Genomic DNA, 21,250 nt, shown 5'->3' with positions numbered 1-21,250 from the left:
GAGGTGCCTTCTACGCGCGTAACCGCCCTCCCCTGACCGGGCGTTCCCGGCGGGGGCGGGCGGTCGGCCGACCAGGTGGCCCGAGCGGAGAGGCCGAGGGGGCGGTCAGCCGACCAGGTGGTCGAACTCGCCGTCCTTGACGCCCAGCAGCATCGCCTCGATCTCCGCGCGGGTGTAGACGAGCGCGGGACCGTCGGGAAACCGGGAGTTGCGCACGGCGACCTCGCCGCCGGGCAGCCGGGCGAACTCCACGCACGATCCCTGCGAGTTGCTGTGCCGACTCTTCTGCCACGCCACGGACAGCTCGGCGGCGTCCATGCCGTTGTAGGGGCCGGACGCGCCTTGAACGCCGTACAGGTCGTACACGTCGTGGTCCACAGGTAGCTCCCCGGTGGTGCAACTGGCTGGTGTGGCCATTGATGCAGTGGTCAACTGACCCGGATCATAACTCTGTTCATGTGCAGATGCGTGAGCAGATGCACGTGCACGCGTAGTGGTCCCACGGTTACAGTTTTGACGCTCCCTTTACCGGAACTGGTTCCGCGTCTGCCCCCGACCTGCCCGAACATGCCGGACAACGTAGTCATCAACCTGCACGGCCCGCGGCCCGGAAAAGTTCGGCCGGCCGCGGGGTCAACTGTGCGTCACCGAAGCGGAGTTCCGCGCACGCGGTTCCCGACGCTCGCGGTTCTCATGGCCCTCGGTTCCCGGCGCCCTCGGTTCCCGGCGCACGCGGTTCTCATCTGGCTCGCGGTTCTCAGCGGCTCGCGGTTCCCATCTGGCTCGCGGTTCTCAGCGGCTCGCGTAGGGCAGCAGCGCCATCTCCCGGGCGTTCTTGATCGCGCGGGCCAGCAGCCGCTGCTGCCGGGCAGTGACCCGGGTGACGCGGCGGCTGCGGATCTTGCCCCGGTCGGAGAGGAACTTCCGCAGCAGATCGGTGTCCTTGTAGTCGATGTACTCGACGCGGGCCTGGTGCAGCGGGTTGGGCCGGTTCTTGACGGGCCTGTTCGGGTCGCTCCTGCGCGGCATCAGATCTCCAGAAGGGTGTCGAAGTCGGACGAGAGCCCGGCCCAGGCGTCCCGCCCGGCGGCGTACTCGGTGTCGGTCAACAGGCAGGACTCCAGCAGGTGTTCGAGCCCGTCGCGGTCCAGGCCCGGGGAGGTGAAGACCAGGTGCTGGCAGCAGTCGCCGTGCACCGCGTGCCAGTCGAGGGCGGCGGCGGCCCGGCGCACCGGGGGCACCATCTCCCAGGCCGCGTCGGGCAGCGAGGCCAGCCACGGCCCGGCGCTCTCCACGCACAGCGCGCCGCCCGCCGCGTCCCAGTGCAGCAGCGCGTCCGGCTTGTCGGCGAGCCAGAACCGGCCCCGGCTGCGGGCGGCGGCGCAGGTCAGATCCTCCAGCGCCGCGTACAGCCGCGCCGGGTGGAACGGCCGCCTGCGGTGCCAGACGAGGGTGGCGACGCCGTGCGCGTCGGCCTCGGCGGGCAGCAGCGCGCACGCCGGGTGCTGGGCGGCTGCGGCGGCCTCGACGTCGAACCCGGCCAGCGCGGCGAGCGCCAGCGCGGACCCGCCGCCCGCGAGCGGCACCTGCCGTGCCGTGGGGTGCAGTTGGGCCAGCAGCTCGCGGTCCTCCTCGTCCGCCTCGGGTGAGTCGACGACCGCGAGCACCGGGGCGTACTCCAACTGCCTGGCGAAGGTGTCGGCGACCGTGCGCTGATCGGTCGCGGCGGCGGCGAGACCGCGCTCGGCGAGATCGTCGCCGTTGCCCAAGTACGGCAGCAGCAGGGCCGGATCGACGGCGGTGATCACCGAGGTGACGGTGAGTCCGCCGGCCGCGACCACCTCCGCCATCGCCTTGGGCTCGACCGAGTCCCACAGCTCGACCACGGCGAGCCGGGTCAGCCCCGCATCGGCGAGCCGGCGCAGCTCGGGGACCAGGTCCTCGCGCAGGGCGCAGCAGGCGCAGTCGTTGACCAGGGGCGCCTCGCCCGCCGAGACGACGCCCTCGGCGTCCCTGACCGTCCGCACGACGGTGCCCGCCACCGCCGTCGCGAGGTCGTGGTGGAGGACGACGCTGCCGGGCACCTCGGCGAGGAGGGCGGCGACCGTGGCGCGGCGGGCGTCAGCGTGCAGGCCGCCGACGATCGCCACGGACAGGCTCACGCCTCGCCCCGCTTGCCGTACCTGCGCTCGAAGCGCTCGACGCGGCCGGCGGTGTCCAGGACGCGGGCGGTGCCGGTGTAGAAGGGGTGGCTGACGTTCGAGATCTCGACGTCGACCACCGGGTAGGTCTCGCCGTCCTCCCAGGCGATCGTCTTCTCGCTGGTCATCGTCGAACGGGTCAGGAAGGCGTGGCCCGCGGCCCGGTCACGGAAGACGACCGGGCCGTAGGACGGGTGGATCTCCTTGCGCATGGCGGGGGTTCAGCGCTCCTCTCGGAAGTCGACGTGGCGGCGGGCGACCGGGTCGTACTTGCGCAGGACCATCCGGTCGGGGTCGTTGCGCCGGTTCTTACGGGTCACATAGGTGAAACCGGTCCCCGCGGTGGACCGCAGCCTGACGACCGGACGGAGTTCGTTGCGTGCCATGCTGATACCTTACTGAAAATGACATCCATTAGCGACAATGGCTTCCAGAGAGGTACGTCACCCATGTCCGCGCACTGCATGCTGACCGGCGCGAAGCCCGGCTTCGGCAACCGCGTCTCCCACTCCCACCGGCGCACGTCCCGCCGCTTCGACCCCAACATCCAGTCCAGGCGCTACTGGCTGGAGAGCGAGAACCGGCACGTCAGGCTGCGGCTGAGCGTGCGCGGGATCAGGACCGTCGACACGATCGGCGTCGAGGCGGCCGTGGCCCGCATCCGGGCGCGGGGGGTGCGGGTCTGATGGCGAAGAAGAGCAAGATCGCGAAGAACGAACGGCGCCGCGAGATCGTGGCCCGGCACGCCGTACGGCGCGCGGAACTGAAGGAGATCATCCGCAGGCCCTCCTCGACGGAGGCGGAACGCCTGGGCGCGCAGCGGGAGTTGGGACGCCAGCCACGCGACGCGAGCGCCACCCGGGTACGCAACCGCGACCAGGTGGACGGCCGCCCGCGCGGCTACGTCCGCCGCTTCGGCCTGTCCCGCATCTCCCTCCGGGGCCAGGCACACGCGGGCTTCCTGCCGGGGGTGCGTAAGTCGTCTTGGTGACGGGGGCCTTCGGGGGGCGGTGATGGGGTAGCGGCCCTTCGGGGGCGGTGATGGGGGTGGCCCTCCGGGGGGAGTGGCCTTCGGGGGGTGGTGGCGGGGGCGCCGTCCTGTCGTCGGCCTCGGGTCGGGGGCTCCGCCGACCCTCTCCCCCGGCCGGGACGTCTCATCCCGTCGTCATGCCCCTCCGCGCGCGACGGCGTAGGACGACGGCGGCGGCCAGGAGCAGCACCAGGACGAGACCGGCGGTCGCCGTGGCGTAGAACGTCGCCGTCGCCCAGGCGGGCCCCGGCCAGACCCGTACGGCGACACCGGCCGTGTCGTTCGCCGGCCGGTCGTCGTGGCCGGGGTGCCCCGGGTCCGCGCCCCGCACGGTGACCTCGCCGCCGCGCTCCGCCATCTCCCGGTCGATGCGCAAGGTGAAGGGGAACAGGGTCAGTCCGCCGGCCCTGCCGCCCGGAGCCGAGCACGCGTAGCGGCGGGCGGACGGCTGCCGGTCGGCGGCCGACTCGGTCAGCGGGGTGCCGTCCGGGCGCAGGGCCCGGCAGTCCTGGTCGAGCACTTCCTCGTCCCGTTCCGGGTCGTACGGGGACCGCACGACGCTCGTGCCCGCCGGCACGGTGAGATCGACGGTGACGCGCGCGCCGCGCGGTGACCCCGGGCCACGGGTGCGGAAGCCGATCCGCAGCTCCTGCCGACTGCCGACCGGGCCCTTGACGGTGGCGCCCACGGCGGCGAGGTCCGCGTGGTTGGCGACGGCGACCCGGAGGTCGGGGCCCGGCGGATCGGCGGGCGGGGTCGTCGGAGTGGTCGGGGTCGTCGGGGTGGTCGGAGTGGTCGGGGTGGTCGGAGTGGTTGGAGTGGTCGGGGTCGTCGGGACCAGCCGTAGGGCGGGGCCGGAACCCGCCGTGGAGCGCGCCCCGCTCCCCGGCGGCTCCACGTACTCCCCCGCGAGGGCGTCGGCGGAGTAGGCGACGCCGGGGTACATCGCGTCGGCCGACGCGCGCAGCCGCTCGGGAGCGGCGAGCGCGTACGCCTCGCCGGGCGCGATGACCGCTTCGGAGGCCGGCAGCGGGCACCACGCCGACCCGCCGTGATAACGGCAGTTGCGGTGCGTGCCGTCGAAGGAGAATCCGTCCCTCGCCGCCATCCGCAGGACCACACCCCGCGCGGGCACCTCCCCGGTGTTGCGCACGACGACCCGGACACCGACCGTGCCGCCCGGGGCCACGGTCGTACGGTCGGGCCACCGCGCCACCTCCAGTTCCGGGGTCCCCACCACGACGGTGGTCCGGCCGGTGACCGCCCGGACGCCAGGCGCGCGCACCGTGTAGCGCACGACGCCGGAGTCACCGGCGCGGCTGCCCTCGGCCGGCACGACGTGGAACTTCTGCGACGCGGAGTTCTGCCGGTCCGTGCGCATGGTGCAGCCGAACACCGGTCGCCTGATCCGCTCGATGTGGCACCGCTCCGCGCCCCTCTTCAGCACGGCGACTCCCGCGAGGCCACGGACATCGAACGTGACCGAGACGTCGGCCGGCCCGCCACCGGTCAGCTCCTGGCTGACGTCGAGATCGTTCTCGGAACTGAGGGCCCGGTCCGGGTCCGTCGAGACGTAGACGACCGAGGGCACGTGCAGCCGCAACCGCGATCCGCCGGACGCGCCACCGCAGCCGCCGAGCAGCGCGACGAGGGCCGCGGCCACCACGACGGCCGCCCAACGGCCCCTGGAACCAGTGACGTTCATCGGACCACCTTGCCCGAACGACGTCCACGTCTCACAGCTGACCCCCATGGCGGTGACGGGGGTCCCTGGTAGCTTGCTGCGGGCGTGTTCAGGCCAACCCGCTACAGCTAGCTGCTTGGGGGCTTCCGGTGACGTGGGCGAATTCGGATTCGACGGGCTCGGCGGACCGGGAGGACCCGGAGAACCGGGCGGGCCGGGAGGACCGGGCGGGCCGGGAGGACCCGGCGCGACGGGTGGGGCGCGTGGGGTGCGTGGGACCAGTACGACGTGTGGTGCTGGCGGGCGCCGGGCTGGTGGGCGCGTTGGTGCTGACGGCCTGTGGCGGCGGGGACGACGGAGGCGGGAGCGGGAGCGGGGGCGGTGACGGGGACGCCTCGGGCTCGGCGTCGAGCCCGGCCGCGAGCGCGTCGGCGAGCGCCGACGGCGGCAGCGGGGGCGGCGGCAGCGGGGGCGGCGGCACGACGACCGCGTCCGACGGGCTCCAGGGGAGCTGGCTCGCCACCACCGACGGCAAGGCCGTGGCCCTGGTCATCACCGGCAAGCAGGCCGGTCTCTTCGTCACCGGCGGAACCGTGTGCAGCGGGAGCGCGGGCGAGGAGGCGGGCATGCGGATGATCCACCTCACCTGCACGAAGGGCGACGGCTCACGGGCGACCGGGATGGTCGACTCGGTGGACAAGTCGGCCCTGAAGGTGACCTGGTCGGGAAAGCTGGGGACGGAGACGTACACCCGAGCGGAGGGCGGCAAACTACCGAGCGGTCTGCCGACGGCGGGACTCGGGCAGTAGCGGACACGCCCCTGCGGGAGTGGCCTCGGCTCAACTGGATTTGGGGGCGCGTGGCTTCGCGGGCGCGGCTCGGTTCGGTGGGAGTGACCTCGGCTCAACTGGATTTGGGGCGCGTGGCTTCGCGGGCAGGGCTCGGTTCGGTGGGGCGTGGGGGCGCGCGGCTTCGCGGGCGGCGCGTGGTGGTGGGACTTCTCGGGGTTTCTCCGGGGTGGCAACCGGCCCACGGGTTCGTGCGTGATGATCCATGGACACGAGCACCCGCGTCCCTCCCCCGCACCACCCAAGGAACCCCTCATGCGCGCCACCCGCCTCACCGTCGCCGCCCTCGCCGCGGCCCTCCTGCTCACCGCCTGCGACGCCAACGACTCGGGCGACGACTCCAAGAGCGAGGTCGGCGGCGCCTGCGCGCTGACCGGCGTCGGCGTCCAGGTCGACGCCAGCGCCGCGCCGGCGGCCGGCGACACCGGCAACGTCACCGTGACGATCACCAACCACGGCGCCGAGTGCACCGTGACCGGCTTCCCCGCCGTCCACCTGAAGGCGGGCGGCACCACCGCGGACGTCCCCGAGGACAAGGCCGCCAAGCCGCAGAAGGTGACGCTCGCCAAGGACGCGACCGCCTCCTTCACGCTCACCTATGTCAGGGGCGCGACCGGCGGGTCCGGCAGCCTGGCGGTGCGCAACGGGGAGTTCTCGCTGCCGGGCGCCACCGCGAAGCACACCTTCCCGTGGTCGTACGGCGATGTCGCGCTGAAGGGCGGGGCGAAGACGCCGGACGCCTCGGTGACGCCGTTCCAGCAGGCCGGGGACTGAGGTTCGGGGGCTGAGGGTCGGGGCTGAGCGTCGGGGGCTGAGGTCGGGGGCTGAGGTCGGGGGCTGAGCGTCGGGGGCTGAGGGTCGGAGGCGGCTCGGGACGTCGGGGGTCAGGGCAAGTGGGGACCGAGGGCCGGCGGCGGGGTTCTCCGCGGGTCAGGGCAGACGGGGGCGGTGGGCGACCTGGGCCCGGTCCGCCGCCTCGGCTCCCTCCGTCCAGCCCGCCTCGTCCGTCACCCCGCGCAGCCGGGTGCTGGTCGTCTGCGGGAACATCCGGTCCGTCGCCGAACCGACCGCCACCTCGCGGGAGGCGAGCACCGGCAGCAGGTCGTCGCTCACCTGCGTCTCGGCGGCCTTCGCCAGGCGGGCGCCGACCCGGTGCGCGTAGGCGGCCAGGAACGACTGCCGGAACGTCTTGGTCCGCTTGCGCCCGCCCGCGCGCTGCGCCGCCTCCGCCTTCGTCATCGCCGTCGTCGCCTGCACCAGCAGGGACGTGAACAGCAGCTCCACGACCTCCAGATCGGCCTCGAACCCGACGACCGTGGAGAAACCGAACGCCTCGTTCCACACGGCCCGGCAGTGGTTGGCGTCCGCCACCGCGTCCAGCAGCACAGCCTTGGCCTGCTCGTACGGCGGCTCGACGCCGATCCGGCAGGCCCCGGGGGCGTCGGGCGCGGGCGCGTGGGAGGCGAGCAGCGCCTCGTCGACACTGTGCCTGGCCATCAGCTCCTGCGCCTTGGCGGTCAGCGCCTCCGCCTCCTCGGGGAACCCCGTGGCCTCCGCCTTCACGAGCAGCGCCCTGATCCGGGTGAGCATCTTGGACGCCGGTCTCGGCGGCCCGGCCGACCGCTCCTCGTCCAGGGGTTCGAGCGCGGGGAGCCGCAGCAGCAGGCGGTACAGCTCAAGGACGGCGGTCGCGTGCGAGAAGCGGTCGGTGCGGGCGGAACGGTCGGCGCGGGCGGCACGATCGGCGCGGGCAGCCCGGTCGGCGCGTCCGGTGCCGCCGCCGCCGCTGCCGCCGCCGTCGTCGCCGCTGCCTGACGAGGGTTCGCCGGGCAGCGCCTGTATCTGCGCCGCCCAACGGGGGCCGCGCGGACGGTCGTCGGGCGCCTGCGCGCGGATCAGCCGGGCCGCCAGCCGCACGTGGACGTCGTCCAGATCGCGCCGGACGATCCGCACGACGTCGGCGGGCTGCCAGCCGCGCCGCCACAGCGCGGCCACGAACTCCCTTCCCCTGCGGGACAGTTCGCCGTCGGCGGCGGGGTCGGCGGCCAGCACGGAGGCACCCGTGTCCAGGGCGGGGCCCGAGTCGGCGTAGAGGGCGGCTTCGAAGGCGCGGTCGACGGTCGCGCCGCCGCTGGGCGTGCTGCTCACCCTTCGATCGTGACACGGGGCACTGACAGTCCGACGCCACCACCGCCCGACGACGAGGTGTCAACGCGAGGTTGACACCCTCCCACTGTCAACCTACGGTTGACACATGACGAAGAATCCGGCCGGGACGTCCCCGGTACGTCTCGACGACCTCATCGAAGCCATCAAGAAGGTGCACGCCGAGCCTCTCGACCAACTGGAGGACGCGGTGATCGCCGCCGACCACCTCGACGAGGTGGCCGACCATCTGATCGGCCACTTCGTCGACCAGGCCAGGCGCTCCGGCGCCTCCTGGACCGACATCGGCAGGAGCATGGGCGTCACCCGGCAGGCCGCGCAGAAGCGGTTCGTGCCCAAGGAGTCCGCCGACCTCGACCCCAGCCAGGGGTTCAGCCGCTACACCCCGCGCGCCCGCAACGTGGTGGCGGCCGCCCACAACGCGGCGAAGGCGGCGGGCAACACGGAGGTCCAGCCCGTGCACCTGGTGCTCGGCCTGGAGTCCGAACCTGAGGCACTGGCCGCGCACGCCGTCGCCGCGCGGGGCGTCACCCTCGACGCGCTGCGCGAGGCGGCCACCGCCGCGCTGCCGGCCGCCGCCGACACCGTTCCCGAGCTGGTGCCCTACGGCTCGGACGCCAAGAAGGTCCTCGAACTGACCTTCAGGGAGGCCCTGCGCCTGGGCCACAACTACATCGGCACCGAGCACATCCTGCTGGCCCTGCTGGAGTTCGAGCACGGCAGCGGGGTCCTCGCCGACGTCGGCCTCGCCAAGGAACCGGTGGAGGCCAAGGTCGTCGAGATGCTCGCCGTCTACCTCGGGACGCAGGAGAAGGAGTAGCCCGGGGGCGGGCCACGGGCTGTTGTCAGTGGTCGGTGCGAGACTCGGGGGCATGGCCGAGAGGTGGGCGCTCGCTCCGGCCGAGGGCGGTGGCGCGGAGGTCGTCCCCCTCGGCGGGGACGGGCTGCCCGCGGGGCCCGTGCGGCACGAGCCCGACCTCGCGGCGGCCGTCAGGAAGCGGCCCGAGGTCGGCCGGTGGGTGTGGCGGTCGACGGCCGAGGTCTACCCGCGCCTGCTCGCCTCGGGGGTGCGGGTGGAGCGGTGCTACGACCTGGAGGACGCCGAGACCCTGCTGCTCGGCCACGAGGGCAGGCACGGCGAACCCCGCTCGGCCGCCGCCGCGCTGGCCAGGCTGCGCGGCGGCCCGGTCCCCGCCGACCCGCCGCAGCGCTCGGCCGAACCGGGCGCGCAGTCCTCCCTCTTCGAGCCGGAGGCCGTCCACCTCCCGCTCACCGACCTCGTCGAGGTCTACGCGGCGCAGCAGCGCAGACACGACGCCACCGCCCACCCCGACCGCATGCGGCTGCTGACCGCCGCCGAGTCGGCGGGCACCCTGGTCGCCGCCGAGATGAACCGCTCCGGGCTGCCGTGGAGCGCCGAGGTGCACCGGCAGGTGCTGCACGACCTGCTCGGCGAGCGGTACGCGGGCGGCGGCGAGCCGCGCCGCCTCGCCGAGCTGGCCGACGAGGTGTCCGCCGCCTTCGGCCGCCGGGTCAGACCCGACCTGCCCGCCGACGTCGTGAAGGCGTTCGCGCAGGCAGGCGTCAAGGTGCGCTCCACCCGGCGCTGGGAGATCGAGTCCCTCGACCATCCGGCGGTGAAGCCGCTGCTCGAATACAAGAAGCTGTACCGGATCTGGGTCGCCCACGGCTGGTCCTGGCTCCAGGACTGGGTGCGCGAAGGACGGTTCAGACCGGAGTTCCTCGCGGGCGGCACGGTCACCGGACGCTGGGTCACCAACGGCGGGGGCGGCCTCCAGATCCCCAAGGTCATCCGGCGCGCGGTGGTCGCCGACCCGGGGTGGCGGCTGGTCGTCGCCGACGCCGACCAGATGGAACCCCGGGTCCTCGCGGCCATCTCCCGCGACCCCGGTCTGATGGAGGTGGCCGGGCGGGAGAGCGACCTCTACCAGTCCGTCTCGGAGCGCGCCTTCGCGGGCGACCGCGCCCAGGCCAAACTGGCGGTGCTCGGCGCGGTCTACGGCCAGACCTCGGGGGACGGCCTGAAGAACCTCGCCGCGCTCCGCCGCCGCTTCCCCCGCGCGGTCGCCTACGTCGACGACGCGGCACGGGCCGGGGAGGAGGGCAGGCTGGTCCGCACCTGGCTGGGCCGCACCTGCCCGCCGGCCGCCGGCGCGGGCGGCGACGCGGCCGAGGAGGCGGGCCTTCCGCAGGAACCTTCCCTGGAGAAGGGGGTTCAGCAGGAGAGAGGCGGCGGGTCCGGGGACTGGGTGCCGGGTTACGCGTCGAGCGACGCCCGCGCCCGGGGGCGCTTCACGCGCAACTTCGTCGTCCAGGGCAGCGCGGCCGACTGGGCCCTGCTGCTGCTCGCCGCACTGCGCAGCAGCTGCGCGGGGATGGCGGCCGAGCTGGTCTTCTTCCAGCACGACGAGGTGATCGTGCACTGTCCCGAGGAGGAGGCCGAGACCGTCGTCGCGGCGATCCGGGAAGCGTCCGAGCTGGCCGGCCGCCTGACGTTCGGCCGGACCCCGGTGCGGTTCCCGTTCACGACGGCGGTGGTGGAGTGCTACGCCGACGCGAAGTGAGGGGAGCGGTGGGGAGCGGTCAGGTCACGGGGGTCCAGATCAGGGGGCTGGGTCATGAGGGGGCTGGGTCATGGCGGGGCTGGGTCAGGGGGCTGGGTCATGGGGGCCGGGTCATGGGGGCTGGGTACGGAGGGGCTGGGTCACGAGGGGTCAGACCGGCAGGGGGGCAGATCGCGGGTGGGGTCAGATCACGGGTGGGGTCAGATCACGGGTGGGCGGCCGAGGCGGGTGAGTCGCCAGACCGTGCGCCAGCGCATCGGCCGCCGTTCACCGGCCGGCTCCCGCCAGCCCTCCACGAACCCGCCGAACCAGGCCCGCAGTCCCGCCCGCGACCGGATCCGCAGCAGGGTGAGCGCCGTCCACACCCCCAGGTGGACGGGGACGAGCGGCCACGGAAGGCGGCGCCTGACCAGCCACACCCGGTTGCGGGCGTTGACCCGGTAGTAGATGGCGTGCCGGGCGGGCGACGTCTTCGGATGCTGGAGCAGCAGCTCGGGCGCGTACCGGATGCGCCAGCCGCCGTCGACGGCACGCCACGCGAGGTCCGTCTCCTCGTGGGCGAAGAAGAACGCGGCGGGCCAGTCGCCGACCTGGTCGAGCATCGCCGTGCGCAGGCCGTGGCCGCCGCCGAGGAACCCGGTGACGTACCCGCCGCGCATCGGATCGGCCGCGCCGACCCGGGGCACGTGCCGCCGCTGGGTCTCGCCGTGCTCGTCGGCGATGCGGAAACCGACGATGCCGAGGCGGGGATCGGCGGCGAAGTGGTCGGCGACGCGGCGCAGCACATCGGCGTCGACGAGGAGCCCGTCGTCGTCCAGCTCGACGACGACGTCCACGTCACCGAAGGCGCGCACCCGTTCGAGGGCGACGTTCCGGCCGCCGGGACAGCCGAGGTTCTCGTCGATCTCCAGGAGGGTGACCTCGCCGGGCAGCGACAGGCGCTCCGCGAAGTCGGGCAGCGGGCAGCCGTTGCCGACGATCAGGATGCGCGTGGGGGTGAGATCCTGCTTGGCCACGGATTCCAGCAGGGCATCGACCTCATCGGGCCGGTTCCCCATGGTCACCACGGCTACGGCGATCCTCGGCGCCACCGATTCCGCCATGCCCTCACCTCATCCCGGCCGACCGACAACGTCGGCCGCGATGCTAGCCGTTCATGATGAGGACTTCCTCAATACGCCGGTGCGTTGCCGGGTGTGGCGTGGGGGCGGGGGGGGCGGCAGGGGCGTGGGGGGGCGGGCCCGGCGGCGGGGAGGCGGGGGTGGCGGCAACAGCGACCAGGCAGTGGTGGTCGGCTGTCATCCGTCCGCCGTCCGCCTTCTGCCGTCCCCCTGCTGCCTTCTGGCATGTGGCATGTGGCATGTGGATGCTGGCGTCAGCCCTCCGCCTGGTCCGTCGTGCCCCTCGCTCCCCCGCGGCGGTTCGCCCGGCGCTCCTGGACGGCCGCGCGGCGGGCCAACTCCTGCTCCCAGAGGGCCTGAAGTTCACTCACCCGCTGCTCCACCACGGGGTCGGTGTCGTCCTCGTCGTCCTCGTCCCGCCACAGGCCCTGCTCCTTCAACTGCTCGGTCTGGACGGAGACCGGCGGATCGGGGTCGAAGTCGTGCGGGCGGGGACCCTCCGGCCCCTCGGGGCCCAACCTGACCAGGCGTTCGACCCGGGTGACGCGGAACCAGCGACCGTCCACGGTGAGGTCGTCGCACCGCTTCTCGTCGAGCAGGTCGGCCGCGCGGGCGTAGGCGGCCCGGTCCTCGTCCGTCATCACCAGGGTGAACGGCGCCATGACCCGCAGCCAGGTGGCCAGCCCGTCCCTCGCGCCCTGCGGCGTGTCGTCGGACGCGCCGGGGTGGAACGCCTGCCAACGGCCCTCCACCCGCTCGGAGATCATGAAGACCGCGGGCAGCAGCACACCGCCTGGGCAGCGTTCGGCCGCGTCCAGGGCGTCCTCACGCATACCGGCCGGTGCGCCGGGCACCGAGCCGAAGAACCGGAGCAGGTCGAGTCTCAGCAGGCCGTCGGCGAGCCCGGTGCCGAGGCGCGGGTCGATGACATGACCCTCGATCCTGGACGGCAGGGTGTGGGCCTCGCCCGGCACGGCCGGGTCGGGGTCGGAGGGGCGCGGCGGCTCGGGTCCCTCGGGGCCGGTCCGCAGGAACCGGGAGGCGCGCACGATCCGGAACCGCTCACCGCGGACCCGGATTTCGTCGACGACCTCGCGGTCCATCCGGACCGCGGCCGACATCCACTCGCGGTGCGCCTCGCCGTCCCCCGCCTTCTCGGCCTCGGCCGCGCGCACCCGGAAGTGGTGGCCGAGCGAATCCCTCGCCCCCTGCGGTGCGTCCGAGGGGTACTTCGACAACTTCCATCCTCCGGAGTCGAGTTCCTTCGCGTGGAAGAACTCGGCCAGTGCCAGCCCGTTCAGGTCGGGGTACAACTCCCGCGCCTGCCAGGCTTCCTGCTCCGCGAAGGCTGCGACTGGACCTTCCTGCGGGATCACCCGGAAAGTCAGGTAGCCGGGAACTCCGTTTTCGTAACCGGTCATGCACAGACTGTGCCCGACCGGCCGGGGCCGTCGCTATGCGCGGAGGCAAACAGACCCGATGGTTGGGTTTCGGGGCCACGGGCCACGAGGTCAGGAGGTCACGGGGGACAGGAGGTCACCGGAGGGCAGGAGACCACGGGGGTCACGGGGTGGCGCCGTGGCCGGCGTAGAGGTGGGCGCCGGGGTTGGCCGGGTCGGCGACCAGCAGGACCTGGTCCCCTTCGCGCGGGATGCGCAGCTTGGAGACGATGGTCTGGAGCGCGATCGGATCGGCGCCCGCCGCGGCCGGCTGGAGGACCAGGTCGACGACCGGGTCGAAGTTGATCAGCCTGCCGGTGTCGGCGATGGACACCACGGACGCCGTCATGGTCGGCGCCCCCATCGCGACCAACTGCTGAGCGGTGACACCGGAGTTGTACGCGGCCATCGACTGCTGGACCTTGGCGAAGTCCTCGTTGCCGAGGAACGCGCGGGTGGTGCGGCCGTAGAAACCCTTGCCGCTCGCCACCTTCTCGGCCAGTTCTGCGGCCCGCTCCTCGCGGCTCTTGCGCTTCCCGAAGATTCCCATGAGGTGCCTTCCTTCCTTCGTCCTGCTCGCGTCTTCCTCGCCGGTCGAGCCCGATGCCGTGAACCGTAGGAGCCGGGAAACTCCTACCGATCCCAGGTTCGACCGCCTCTTCCGCGACGACGTACCCTCGGGCCCATGCCGTCCCCGAGCCAGCCGCCGACCGACGGGCGCCGCCCGCGGGCCATGGTGATCGACAGCGCCTGGCGCGGCCTCGGACCGGGCCCGGAGTCGCTGAGCGGTCCCGGTGGAGCGCCGCTGACCCGGACGGTCAAGCTGATCGTGCTGCCGCTGATCGTCAGACCTGCCCTCCGACCCGAGCTGGCCACGGACTTCCTCGGGCCCCGGGAGGCCGACCAACTCGACGCGCTGATACGGGAGTCGGGGCCGGTGCTCGACGCGACGGCACGCTGGTTCACGTTGCTGAAGAAAACCCGGCGGGCGCTGGGGATCGTGGCGGGCAATCCACAAGATCTTTATTTCCAACGGTGCTTCGAGTTGGCCGCCGAACACGGGGCGCCGTCGGAGGGGGCGGACGCGGTCGCCGTCGCCAGGGAGGTCCTGGCGGACGTCGCGGACGTCACCGGCGGGCGGACGGTGGAGGCGCTGCGGGAGTGGCTGTCCGACCCCGACCGCCGGGAACGCCTCGACACGGAGTTGGCCGCGGAGTGGGGACGACGGGCTCGGCTTCCGGGGGCGGGGACGGGCGGCGGGGCTGGAGTGGCCGGAGTGGACCGTGTGGCAGGAGTGGCCGGAGTAGACCAGGTGGCAGGAGTGGCCGAAGTGGGGTCGGCGGCCCTGCGGGAAGCGGTCCTGGCGGCGGGCCAGGTTCTGGAGAGCTGCGGCGGGCGCGGCTCGGGGACCGGGGCGGGGGCGGGGACGGGCTCGCGCTCGGGGACGGGCTCGGCATCGGGGAGGGGCTCGAAAGCGGACGCGGGGGTGTTCGCGTCCATGATCGAGAGCGGGCACGGAAGCCTGCTCGGCCGGATGTTGTGGGCGGGCGGCGGCGAGACTGCGGTCGAGAGCGCTGGCGCCGGCGAGGGTAAGGGTGGGAGCGAAGGCGCCGGTGCAGGTGGGAGCGAGGGCGCCGATGCAAGTGCGAGCGCTGGCGCCGATGCGGGTGGGAGCGAGGGCGGGGGTCCGGGTTCGGTCTGGGGACGGAGGGACATCCCCGCGCATCTGGGCCTGAGCGCGTTCGACGTGCCGCCGCGGCCGGAGGTCGGCAGGGGCGCGTCGACGGCGACGCTTCCCGCGCCGCTCGACCGCACCCTCTTCGAACGGCTGTTCACCGTCCTCCAGGCGTCGACGCACCGCGAGGAGCTGCCGACGGTCCCGGAACTCGTCCGGCACGAGGTCGGTCGAAGCTGCGCTCCGCTCGGCCTGCGCGACGAGAGTCTGCGGGTGGCCGTGGTCCTCGGCGGGACGCTCGCGGTGGGACTCGATCCGCTGGGTGGCGGAGCAACGGGGGTGGGGCTCGACCCGCTCGGCGGCGGGGCGCTCACGCCGGGCGGCACCGCGGCGCACCGAGTGGTCAACAGCCGTTGGCAGAGGGAGGCTTCGGTGCTGCGGGCCCGCCGGATGACCGTCTCCCCGAGGCCCGATCCGGACGGCGGCGTCCTGGAGGCCCTCGCCCACGATCTGCGCACCCCGTGGACGGCGTACATGCGACGCCTGTGGGTGCGCCTGCACGGACGGGACGTCCGCGACGCGCCGCTGACCGACACGGCGTCGGCCTGGGCGGTCCTCGACGGGGTCGCCCGCTCCGTGATGATGGACCACCGCGCCCGGGTCAGGACGGCCCTGCGGACCCTCGCGACGACCCCGCCACCGGCGGCCGAGCGGAGGAGCGCGTGATGCCGGGCCCGGAGACGGAGCGGGTGCGGGTCGCCCTGGCCGAGGACGCCACCGTGCGCGTGACCACCGGTCGGGCCGACGCCGTCAGCGCGACCGGGCTCGCCTTCGACCGGGCCGTCCTCGGGGTCGCGGGTGCCGTCCTGACCTGGCCCGTCCTCGGCCCGCCCGGCCTGCCCGACGCGGAGATCCACGACGTGGGACGGGCGCAGCAGTGGCTGTGGGCGGTGTACGGGGAGACCGTCGCCGGGGCCGTGGACGCGGCGGGGACGCTGCACGGGGCGGAGGCGACGGACGAACCGGGGACGGTGGACGGAGCGGGAGCGGGGACGGTAGACGGAGCGGCAGCGGAGACGGTGGGAGCGACCGGCGCCTCCGACCCGGTGGCCGCCCCGGTGACCGTCCCAGTGACCGCCCCGGCGGTGAACGCGCGTGCCGGCGCCCTCGCGGGCAGCGCCGCGCGGCTCGCCCTCGGGCACTGGGCCGCACGGTGGTGGCCCGCGTCCTACCTCGACGGCATCCCGGCTCTCGAACCCGACCTGCTCGGCCTTGAGTTGGCGGCCCTCACCCACACCTGCCAGCAACTCTTCGACGACGTCGAGGACCAACCCGACGCCGACGCGGCCGAGTTGATCGACGACCACCGCGCCGCGCTCGGCCCGCTCCTGCGCTGGTGGCGTGCCGCGCCGCCCGGCACGACGACGGCACTCCGACTGGACGTCGTCGTCCGCCTGATCGACGACGCGGCGGACGGCGCCGGCCTCGACGGGGAGGAACTGCGCGCGCTGCGGGCCGCCTTGGAGCGCCACGGGGTCACCGGCGAGACGGCGGCCGGGTCCACGGCGCCCGGCGAACCACCGGACTCGATCTCACCGTTCGACCAACCGACGGACCCAGCCTCGCCGTTCGACGAACCGGCGGGCCTGTCCGCGCCGGTCGATGTCGGTGAGCTGTTCGCCAGGCGGCACCACGACTACGCGCTCGCGGCGGGCGAACCGCTCGTCGCGGGTGGCCGGGTGATCGCCAGGGGCGCGGGCACCAACGACTGGCGCCGGTACCCGCCCGGCTTCGTCGACGCCGCCGAGAACGCGGTGACCTGGACGGCGTCCGCGGTCGGTGCCGGGCGGCGGATCGAGGTCGACGTCGTCGCCGATGTGGCGGCGCCGGTCGGGGGCGCGCGGCTCGCGGCGGAGGTCCACGTGAACGGCGGTCCACCGCACCGGGTGCCGCTCGCCCGGCGCGACGACGCGTGGACCGGCCGCGCGGACGTGCACATCCCGGAGGCGGGCCCGCCCCGCATCGAGGTCGGGATCCTGCTGCCCGGGTTCGATCCGGAACCGTCCCCCACCCTCGAACCGTCGTCCCGCACGGACCGTGACGCGGTGCGCGCGCTGGCCCGACGACGGCTGGCGAGAGCGGAGGCGCAGCCGCCCGCGCGGCGGGAGAGCGACGAGGACCATGAACCGTTCCTCGCGGAGATCGCCGCGGCCGCGACCACAGCGGAGGAGGATTACTGACCCATGACCACCCCGGACCCCTCAGATCCCGCTGCTCCCGCTGACGCCACAGAGGCCACAGAGGCCACAGAGGCCACAGAGGCACACTACGGGGAACCCTTCGACGGGGGATTCGCGCTCGCGGAACACCACCAGTCGACCCCTGACCTGGGCGCCGCCCTGGCCGTCTACGCGGAACTCCTCACTCTGGCCGAGTCGCTCGACGACTCCCCCGATGTCCGTTTCCTGCGCGGGCACTTGCTGTCGAACATCGCGTCGGTCCAGCTCAAGGCCGCCGACCCGGCAGCCGCGGCCCGCGCCCTCGAACGCTCCCTCGCTCTGGTGCGGGGCGTGGCGGACGTCCCGATGGGACCGCGAGGCCGCCAGGTCTGGCTCGAAGTCCTGCTGAAGACACTGCTGGCCAAGGCCGAACTCCTGCGCAGGACACGGAGTTTGGACGAGGCGGGCAGCTGCGTGGACGAGGCGACGGCACTGCTCGCCGAGTTCCACGACCCCGAGGGGCTGCGCGCCGCCGAGGTCGGCCTGACCCGGGTGCTCCTGCTGATCGACCGCAGCGAGTGGGGCGCGGCGGAGGAACTGGCCTCGGCGCTGCTCTCCCCCGCGCCGACAGCCGCCCCGCGACCCGATCGTCCACCGGCTCCGTCGCCCACCGCGCCCCGCCTGCTGGACTGCCTGGCGGTGATCTGCGCCTCGACCGGCCGGTTCGACCTGGCGGACGACCACCTGGCGCGCGCGGACGACGGTTTCCGGGCCGCCGGTGACAACGGCGCACGTCAGGGACTGCTCGCCCATCGCGCGTACGTCGTGATGCTCCGGGGCGACCTCGACCACGCGGAGCGGCTCTACGCGGAGGCGTCCGCGCTCTACGAGGAACAGGGCCTGGCCGCGGACCTGGCGGTCTGCGAGCAGGCCCGCGCCTTCCTCGCCGAGCAGCGCGGCGAGACCTCCGTCGCCCACGACCTGACCGCGTCGAGCCTGGCCCGCTTCGAGCGGCTCGGTGCCGCGCTGGCCGCCGCGGACACCATGCTGCTGAGCGCCCAACAGGCGTACGACCGGGGCGACATCGCGGAGATGCAGCGGCTGGCGCAGACCGCGCGGGAGGTGTTCGAGGAGCAGCGGGTGTACGAACGGTGCGCGCAGGTAGACCTGTTGCTCGCCATGGCCCTTGAGGACAACCTGAACCGGACGGATCACGGCGCCCTTGAGGCGCAGTCCGTCGCGATGGCGCTCGGTCTCGCGCTCCCGGCCGCGCTGGCGCTGGAGGCGGCGCGCTACGACTTCGTCACCGCGCACGCGCGCAGTCAGTGGCTCCAACTGGCTGACGCGGCGATGCGGTTGGCGTTCCGGCTGGCGCTGCGCCGGGGTGATCAGGGGCTCCTGTTCGAGCTGGTGGAACACCGCTGCGCGGGCGCGTCCCTGGCCCTGACCCGCACGGACCCGCCCCCGCCGCCCTCCACCCCCGACCGTCGCCCCGGCCTGGTCTTCCCGGCACCCGCGATGAAGACGCACACCCCGGCCGAGGGAACCGGTTCCGGGGCGGGCCCGTCGTCGCTGCTGGGCGGGGCGGCGGCCGAGGCGGCGGCGACGGCCGGCCTGCGGGTCGCGCCACCGCCGAGGGTGCGGATGTCGGCGGAGTCGGGCCGTTTCGCGCTCCAGGAGTACGTCCAGGCAGCGGAGTTCCGCTATCACCGGCGGATCGTGAGCGAGGAAGAGGTGCCGTTCTGGCCACCGACGACCTGACCGGACCGCACCGCCCGGTGGTCCAGATCCGGCTGGCCGACGCCGGGGACCTGCACATGACCTGGACGTGGGCCGGTGGCGTCCAGGGCTCCGGCACCGCGCACGGCCCGGCCGAGGACGTCGAACGGGCGGTGGCCGCGCTGACGGCGGCGCTGCCCGGCGGGGGCGCGGAGGGGATGGCGCGGGCGCTGGGGTCGGGGGCGATGTCCGCGTACGAGTCGGAGCGAGGACTGGCGAACACCCTGGCGGAGGCGCTCTGGCCCCCACAACTGACGGAGCAGCTGCACCAGGTGAGGTCGAGAAGCCCCCAACGCCCGCTGATCAGAATCCAACCGTCACCGAGAACAGCCCAAGTCCCTTGGGAGCTACTGGCGCTGGCTGACCCCACGGGCCAAGCGGATGCGACTGAGGACGTCCGCCTGATGGACCTGGCGGACGTGGTGACCACCGCTCCGGCGTCGTCACGCCGCCCGGGACCGACGACGGACCGCACGGCCACCTCGGACAGAGTCGTCCTGGTCCTGGACCCGAAGGTGCCCGGCTTCCGCGCGGACTCCCCGCTCGGCTCGGTCCTCGGCCGCCCCGGCTCGGACCCGGAGCTACTGAAGTTGATCGAGCGCCGCCTGGAGGCCGGGACGGTGGCCCCGGAGGTCACCACACCCGCCGAGGCGCTGCGCCGCACCGACCTCGACCGTGAGTGGCTCGGCACCGTACTGCGCGAGGGCGCGCGGAGGCTGCTGTACGTCGGGCATGTGAGCGGCGCCCCGGTCGAGAACGGCCAGAGCGAGGACGTCACGCTCCACCTGTGCTGCGACGCCCAGGCGACGGGCCTGGCCGAACCGGTGCGCGGACACCGCCCGTTGGCGGCGAAGGACCTCTTCCTGGGCACGCTCCCGCTGCGCGCGGACGGCGAACCGGGGTCGAGCCTGTGGCCTGCGCCGCCGCGGGTCGCCCTGATCGGCTGCGAGAGCGGCGGCGATCTCCGGTTCGCGGAGTCGTTCGGACTGGCGTCGGCGATGATCCACAACGGCGCGGACCTGGTCACGGCGACCCGCTGGGTCCTGCCCACCAGCTTCGCGTTCCACCGCCTGGCAGGCGTACCGCAGACGGTACGCCCCTTGACGGAGGCGGTGACGGCGGTAGACACGGCACACGAGAGCGACAACCCGGTGACCGAGCTGACCACTTGGCAACAATCCCAACTGACCAAGTGGCGCACCACCGGGAACCCAAGCCATTCCCCGCTGCTGTGGGCGTCGTTGACGTGCATCGTACGGTGACAGAGCGAACCGACACGTCACCGTCAAAGCCAAACAGCACGTCCCGAACGGGCCCAAGCTCAAGCCCCCGAAGGTGAGCAGCGCACCTAGAGGTGTCTCCTTGAGAGGCTATGGCCGCCATTCCTGGCGGTAGGCGGGGTGCTCGGCGTATGACTGGGCAAGGACTCGAAGCGCGTAAGCCAGGCCGGCCGAGCGGGGGTCCGAGGGATCCATGGCCTTGTAGTCGTGCGCCAGTTGCTCAGTCAGGTCGAGCATGGGGAGATGGCTGTCGAGAAGAGCCTCGCCGCCCAGGGTGTCGGCCACGTAGGCATAGGCATGGTTGTCGTCCATGATGCGTTCGACGAGGAACTTCACAAGATCGTCCATGCGGCCATCCTCGCGGGCAAGGCGTTTCGGCGGTCAAGCGGCTGTCCAGATGAAGATGGCGGCAAGGTGGAGTGCGGACTGGCAGGCGATGGCGAGTTTGTCGGTTCGCATGGCCAGGCCGCGCCTCTGCTTGATTCGGTTGATGCACCGCGCGACGGCGTTGCGCTGCTTGTACGCCTCGGCGTCGAAAGCTGATGGGCGACCGCTGGCGCGGCCTCGCCGCAGACGTAGGCCGACCTGGTCGGACGGCTGGGGGATGACGGCGCGGATCCCGCGTCGGCGAAGGTGATTCCGGATAGAGCGGGATGAATACGCCCGATCCGCCAGGACGGCCTACGGCCGGGTCCTCGGTCTTCCGGGTCCGCTTCGCGGAACGCGGATGCTGGCCATGACGGCCTCGAAGGCCGGGGCGTCGCCCGCCTGGCCTGCTGTGACGCGAAGAGCCAGGGGCCGTGCACGGTCGTCGCTGGCGAGGTGGACTTTCGTGCTCAGGCCACCGCGGGAGCGTCCGAGGGCATGATCGTCAGGTTCGGCCTGGCCTGGCGCCCCTTTTCCGGGCCCCGGCTGCGTGCTGGTGGGCCCGGCAGACGGTGGAGTCCACCGAGACGGTCCAGCCGATGTCGGCATCAGCGTCGGCCGCTGCCAGAACCGCGGCGAGGATGCGTTTCCAGGTGCCGTCCACGGCCCACCTGATCAGGCGTTTGTGAACGGTCTGGAACGAGCCGAGCTCGTCCGGCAGGTCCCGCCACGGCGAGCAGGTGCGGTACTTCCAAGCCATGGCCTCCAAGGTTCGGCGGTGATCGGCCCACCACCGACCGCGGACCGGAGCGGCCGGCATCAGCGGCTCGATCCGGTCCCACATCGCATCATTGATC

Annotated in this window: 21 protein-coding genes and 1 pseudogene; 10 read left to right on the top strand and 12 right to left on the bottom strand. The window is 73.4% G+C overall.

Annotated features, from left to right (window positions below):
- Positions 1–105 precede the first annotated feature (105 nt).
- The 5 genes from DDJ31_RS21500 to rpmG all read right to left on the bottom strand — a co-directional run bounded on the left by DDJ31_RS21500 (position 106) and on the right by rpmG (position 2,587).
- Positions 106–378: a DUF397 domain-containing protein gene (locus tag DDJ31_RS21500; RefSeq protein WP_127178704.1), complete on the bottom strand. Its 273-nt coding sequence runs from the start codon at positions 376–378 to the stop codon at positions 106–108.
- Positions 379–792: 414 nt separating this feature from the next.
- A complete protein-coding gene (gene rpsR, locus DDJ31_RS21495) occupies positions 793–1,029 on the bottom strand; it encodes a 30S ribosomal protein S18 (RefSeq protein ID WP_127178705.1) in 237 nt (78 codons plus the stop codon).
- The gene (locus DDJ31_RS21490; RefSeq protein WP_127178706.1) at positions 1,029–2,162 is read right to left on the bottom strand and encodes a CobW family GTP-binding protein; all 1,134 of its coding nucleotides are present in this window, start codon (positions 2,160–2,162) and stop codon (positions 1,029–1,031) included. Before DDJ31_RS21490 ends, rpsR begins: the two co-directional genes overlap by 1 nt.
- The gene (locus tag DDJ31_RS21485) at positions 2,159–2,413 is read right to left on the bottom strand and encodes a type B 50S ribosomal protein L31 (protein WP_127178707.1); all 255 of its coding nucleotides are present in this window, start codon (positions 2,411–2,413) and stop codon (positions 2,159–2,161) included. Before DDJ31_RS21485 ends, DDJ31_RS21490 begins: the two co-directional genes overlap by 4 nt.
- A gap of 9 nt (positions 2,414–2,422) precedes the next feature.
- On the bottom strand, positions 2,423–2,587 hold the full coding sequence (gene rpmG, locus DDJ31_RS21480; RefSeq protein WP_127178708.1) for a 50S ribosomal protein L33: 165 nt from the start codon (positions 2,585–2,587) through the stop codon (positions 2,423–2,425).
- A 63-nt stretch (positions 2,588–2,650) separates the two neighbouring features.
- Here rpmG and rpmB point away from each other — a divergent pair, with 63 nt between their 5' ends.
- Both rpmB and rpsN read left to right on the top strand, forming a co-directional pair.
- Complete coding sequence (rpmB, locus tag DDJ31_RS21475) at positions 2,651–2,887, top strand: 50S ribosomal protein L28 (protein WP_127178709.1); 237 nt, start codon at positions 2,651–2,653, stop codon at positions 2,885–2,887.
- A complete protein-coding gene (gene rpsN / locus DDJ31_RS21470) occupies positions 2,887–3,192 on the top strand; it encodes a 30S ribosomal protein S14 (RefSeq protein ID WP_127178710.1) in 306 nt (101 codons plus the stop codon). The genes rpmB and rpsN overlap by 1 nt, the downstream gene beginning before the upstream one ends.
- A gap of 163 nt (positions 3,193–3,355) precedes the next feature.
- Here rpsN and DDJ31_RS21465 read toward each other — a convergent pair whose 3' ends face one another.
- Positions 3,356–4,936 carry a hypothetical protein gene (locus DDJ31_RS21465; RefSeq protein WP_164784918.1) on the bottom strand — a complete coding sequence of 527 codons (1,581 nt, stop codon included), beginning with the start codon at positions 4,934–4,936 and terminating at the stop codon, positions 3,356–3,358.
- Positions 4,937–5,187: 251 nt separating this feature from the next.
- Here DDJ31_RS21465 and DDJ31_RS21455 point away from each other — a divergent pair, with 251 nt between their 5' ends.
- Together DDJ31_RS21455 and DDJ31_RS21450 are read left to right on the top strand one after the other, a co-directional pair.
- Positions 5,188–5,724 (top strand): hypothetical protein, encoded by a 537-nt coding sequence (locus tag DDJ31_RS21455; RefSeq protein WP_171480867.1) that lies wholly within the window; start codon positions 5,188–5,190, stop codon positions 5,722–5,724.
- 294 nt (positions 5,725–6,018) lie between these two features.
- Entirely contained in the window at positions 6,019–6,537 is a 519-nt protein-coding gene (locus DDJ31_RS21450) for a DUF4232 domain-containing protein (protein ID WP_127178712.1), read from the top strand.
- A 156-nt stretch (positions 6,538–6,693) separates the two neighbouring features.
- Here DDJ31_RS21450 and DDJ31_RS21445 read toward each other — a convergent pair whose 3' ends face one another.
- The gene (locus DDJ31_RS21445) at positions 6,694–7,911 is read right to left on the bottom strand and encodes a DUF2786 domain-containing protein (RefSeq protein WP_127178713.1); all 1,218 of its coding nucleotides are present in this window, start codon (positions 7,909–7,911) and stop codon (positions 6,694–6,696) included.
- A gap of 106 nt (positions 7,912–8,017) precedes the next feature.
- On the opposite strand from DDJ31_RS21445, the gene DDJ31_RS21440 reads away from it, so the two are divergent.
- Positions 8,018–8,749 (top strand): Clp protease N-terminal domain-containing protein, encoded by a 732-nt coding sequence (locus tag DDJ31_RS21440; protein ID WP_127178714.1) that lies wholly within the window; start codon positions 8,018–8,020, stop codon positions 8,747–8,749.
- 52 nt (positions 8,750–8,801) lie between these two features.
- The gene (locus DDJ31_RS21435) at positions 8,802–10,514 is read left to right on the top strand and encodes a bifunctional 3'-5' exonuclease/DNA polymerase (protein WP_127178715.1); all 1,713 of its coding nucleotides are present in this window, start codon (positions 8,802–8,804) and stop codon (positions 10,512–10,514) included.
- 200 nt (positions 10,515–10,714) lie between these two features.
- On the opposite strand, the gene DDJ31_RS21430 is transcribed toward DDJ31_RS21435, so the two are convergent.
- The 3 genes from DDJ31_RS21430 to DDJ31_RS21420 form a co-directional block, all read right to left on the bottom strand.
- Positions 10,715–11,617 carry a glycosyltransferase family 2 protein gene (locus tag DDJ31_RS21430; RefSeq protein ID WP_127178716.1) on the bottom strand — a complete coding sequence of 301 codons (903 nt, stop codon included), beginning with the start codon at positions 11,615–11,617 and terminating at the stop codon, positions 10,715–10,717.
- A gap of 272 nt (positions 11,618–11,889) precedes the next feature.
- Complete coding sequence (locus DDJ31_RS21425; RefSeq protein WP_127178717.1) at positions 11,890–13,056, bottom strand: DUF5954 family protein; 1,167 nt, start codon at positions 13,054–13,056, stop codon at positions 11,890–11,892.
- A 142-nt stretch (positions 13,057–13,198) separates the two neighbouring features.
- A complete protein-coding gene (locus tag DDJ31_RS21420; RefSeq protein ID WP_127178718.1) occupies positions 13,199–13,624 on the bottom strand; it encodes a hypothetical protein in 426 nt (141 codons plus the stop codon).
- A 135-nt stretch (positions 13,625–13,759) separates the two neighbouring features.
- On the opposite strand from DDJ31_RS21420, the gene DDJ31_RS39280 reads away from it, so the two are divergent.
- The 4 genes from DDJ31_RS39280 to DDJ31_RS39270 are packed head-to-tail and all read left to right on the top strand — an operon-like array spanning position 13,760 to position 20,009.
- Entirely contained in the window at positions 13,760–15,475 is a 1,716-nt protein-coding gene (locus DDJ31_RS39280) for a hypothetical protein (RefSeq protein WP_240678119.1), read from the top strand.
- Positions 15,475–16,989: a hypothetical protein gene (locus DDJ31_RS38775; RefSeq protein ID WP_206280664.1), complete on the top strand. Its 1,515-nt coding sequence runs from the start codon at positions 15,475–15,477 to the stop codon at positions 16,987–16,989. Before DDJ31_RS39280 ends, DDJ31_RS38775 begins: the two co-directional genes overlap by 1 nt.
- 3 nt (positions 16,990–16,992) lie before the next feature.
- On the top strand, positions 16,993–18,729 hold the full coding sequence (locus tag DDJ31_RS39275; protein ID WP_240678120.1) for a hypothetical protein: 1,737 nt from the start codon (positions 16,993–16,995) through the stop codon (positions 18,727–18,729).
- Positions 18,730–18,785: 56 nt separating this feature from the next.
- On the top strand, positions 18,786–20,009 hold the full coding sequence (locus DDJ31_RS39270) for a CHAT domain-containing protein (protein ID WP_164784919.1): 1,224 nt from the start codon (positions 18,786–18,788) through the stop codon (positions 20,007–20,009).
- Between the two features lie 108 nt (positions 20,010–20,117).
- On the opposite strand, the gene DDJ31_RS39900 is transcribed toward DDJ31_RS39270, so the two are convergent.
- Complete coding sequence (locus DDJ31_RS39900; protein ID WP_367396724.1) at positions 20,118–20,222, bottom strand: DUF6221 family protein; 105 nt, start codon at positions 20,220–20,222, stop codon at positions 20,118–20,120.
- 186 nt (positions 20,223–20,408) lie between these two features.
- Positions 20,409–21,237: pseudogene (locus DDJ31_RS21385) on the bottom strand (IS5 family transposase).
- Positions 21,238–21,250: the final 13 nt, after the last annotated feature.

The sequence above is a fragment of the Streptomyces griseoviridis genome (assembly GCF_005222485.1).
Lineage (GTDB): Bacteria > Actinomycetota > Actinomycetes > Streptomycetales > Streptomycetaceae > Streptomyces > Streptomyces hintoniae.
This window is presented reverse-complemented; position numbering and strand designations above follow the sequence as displayed.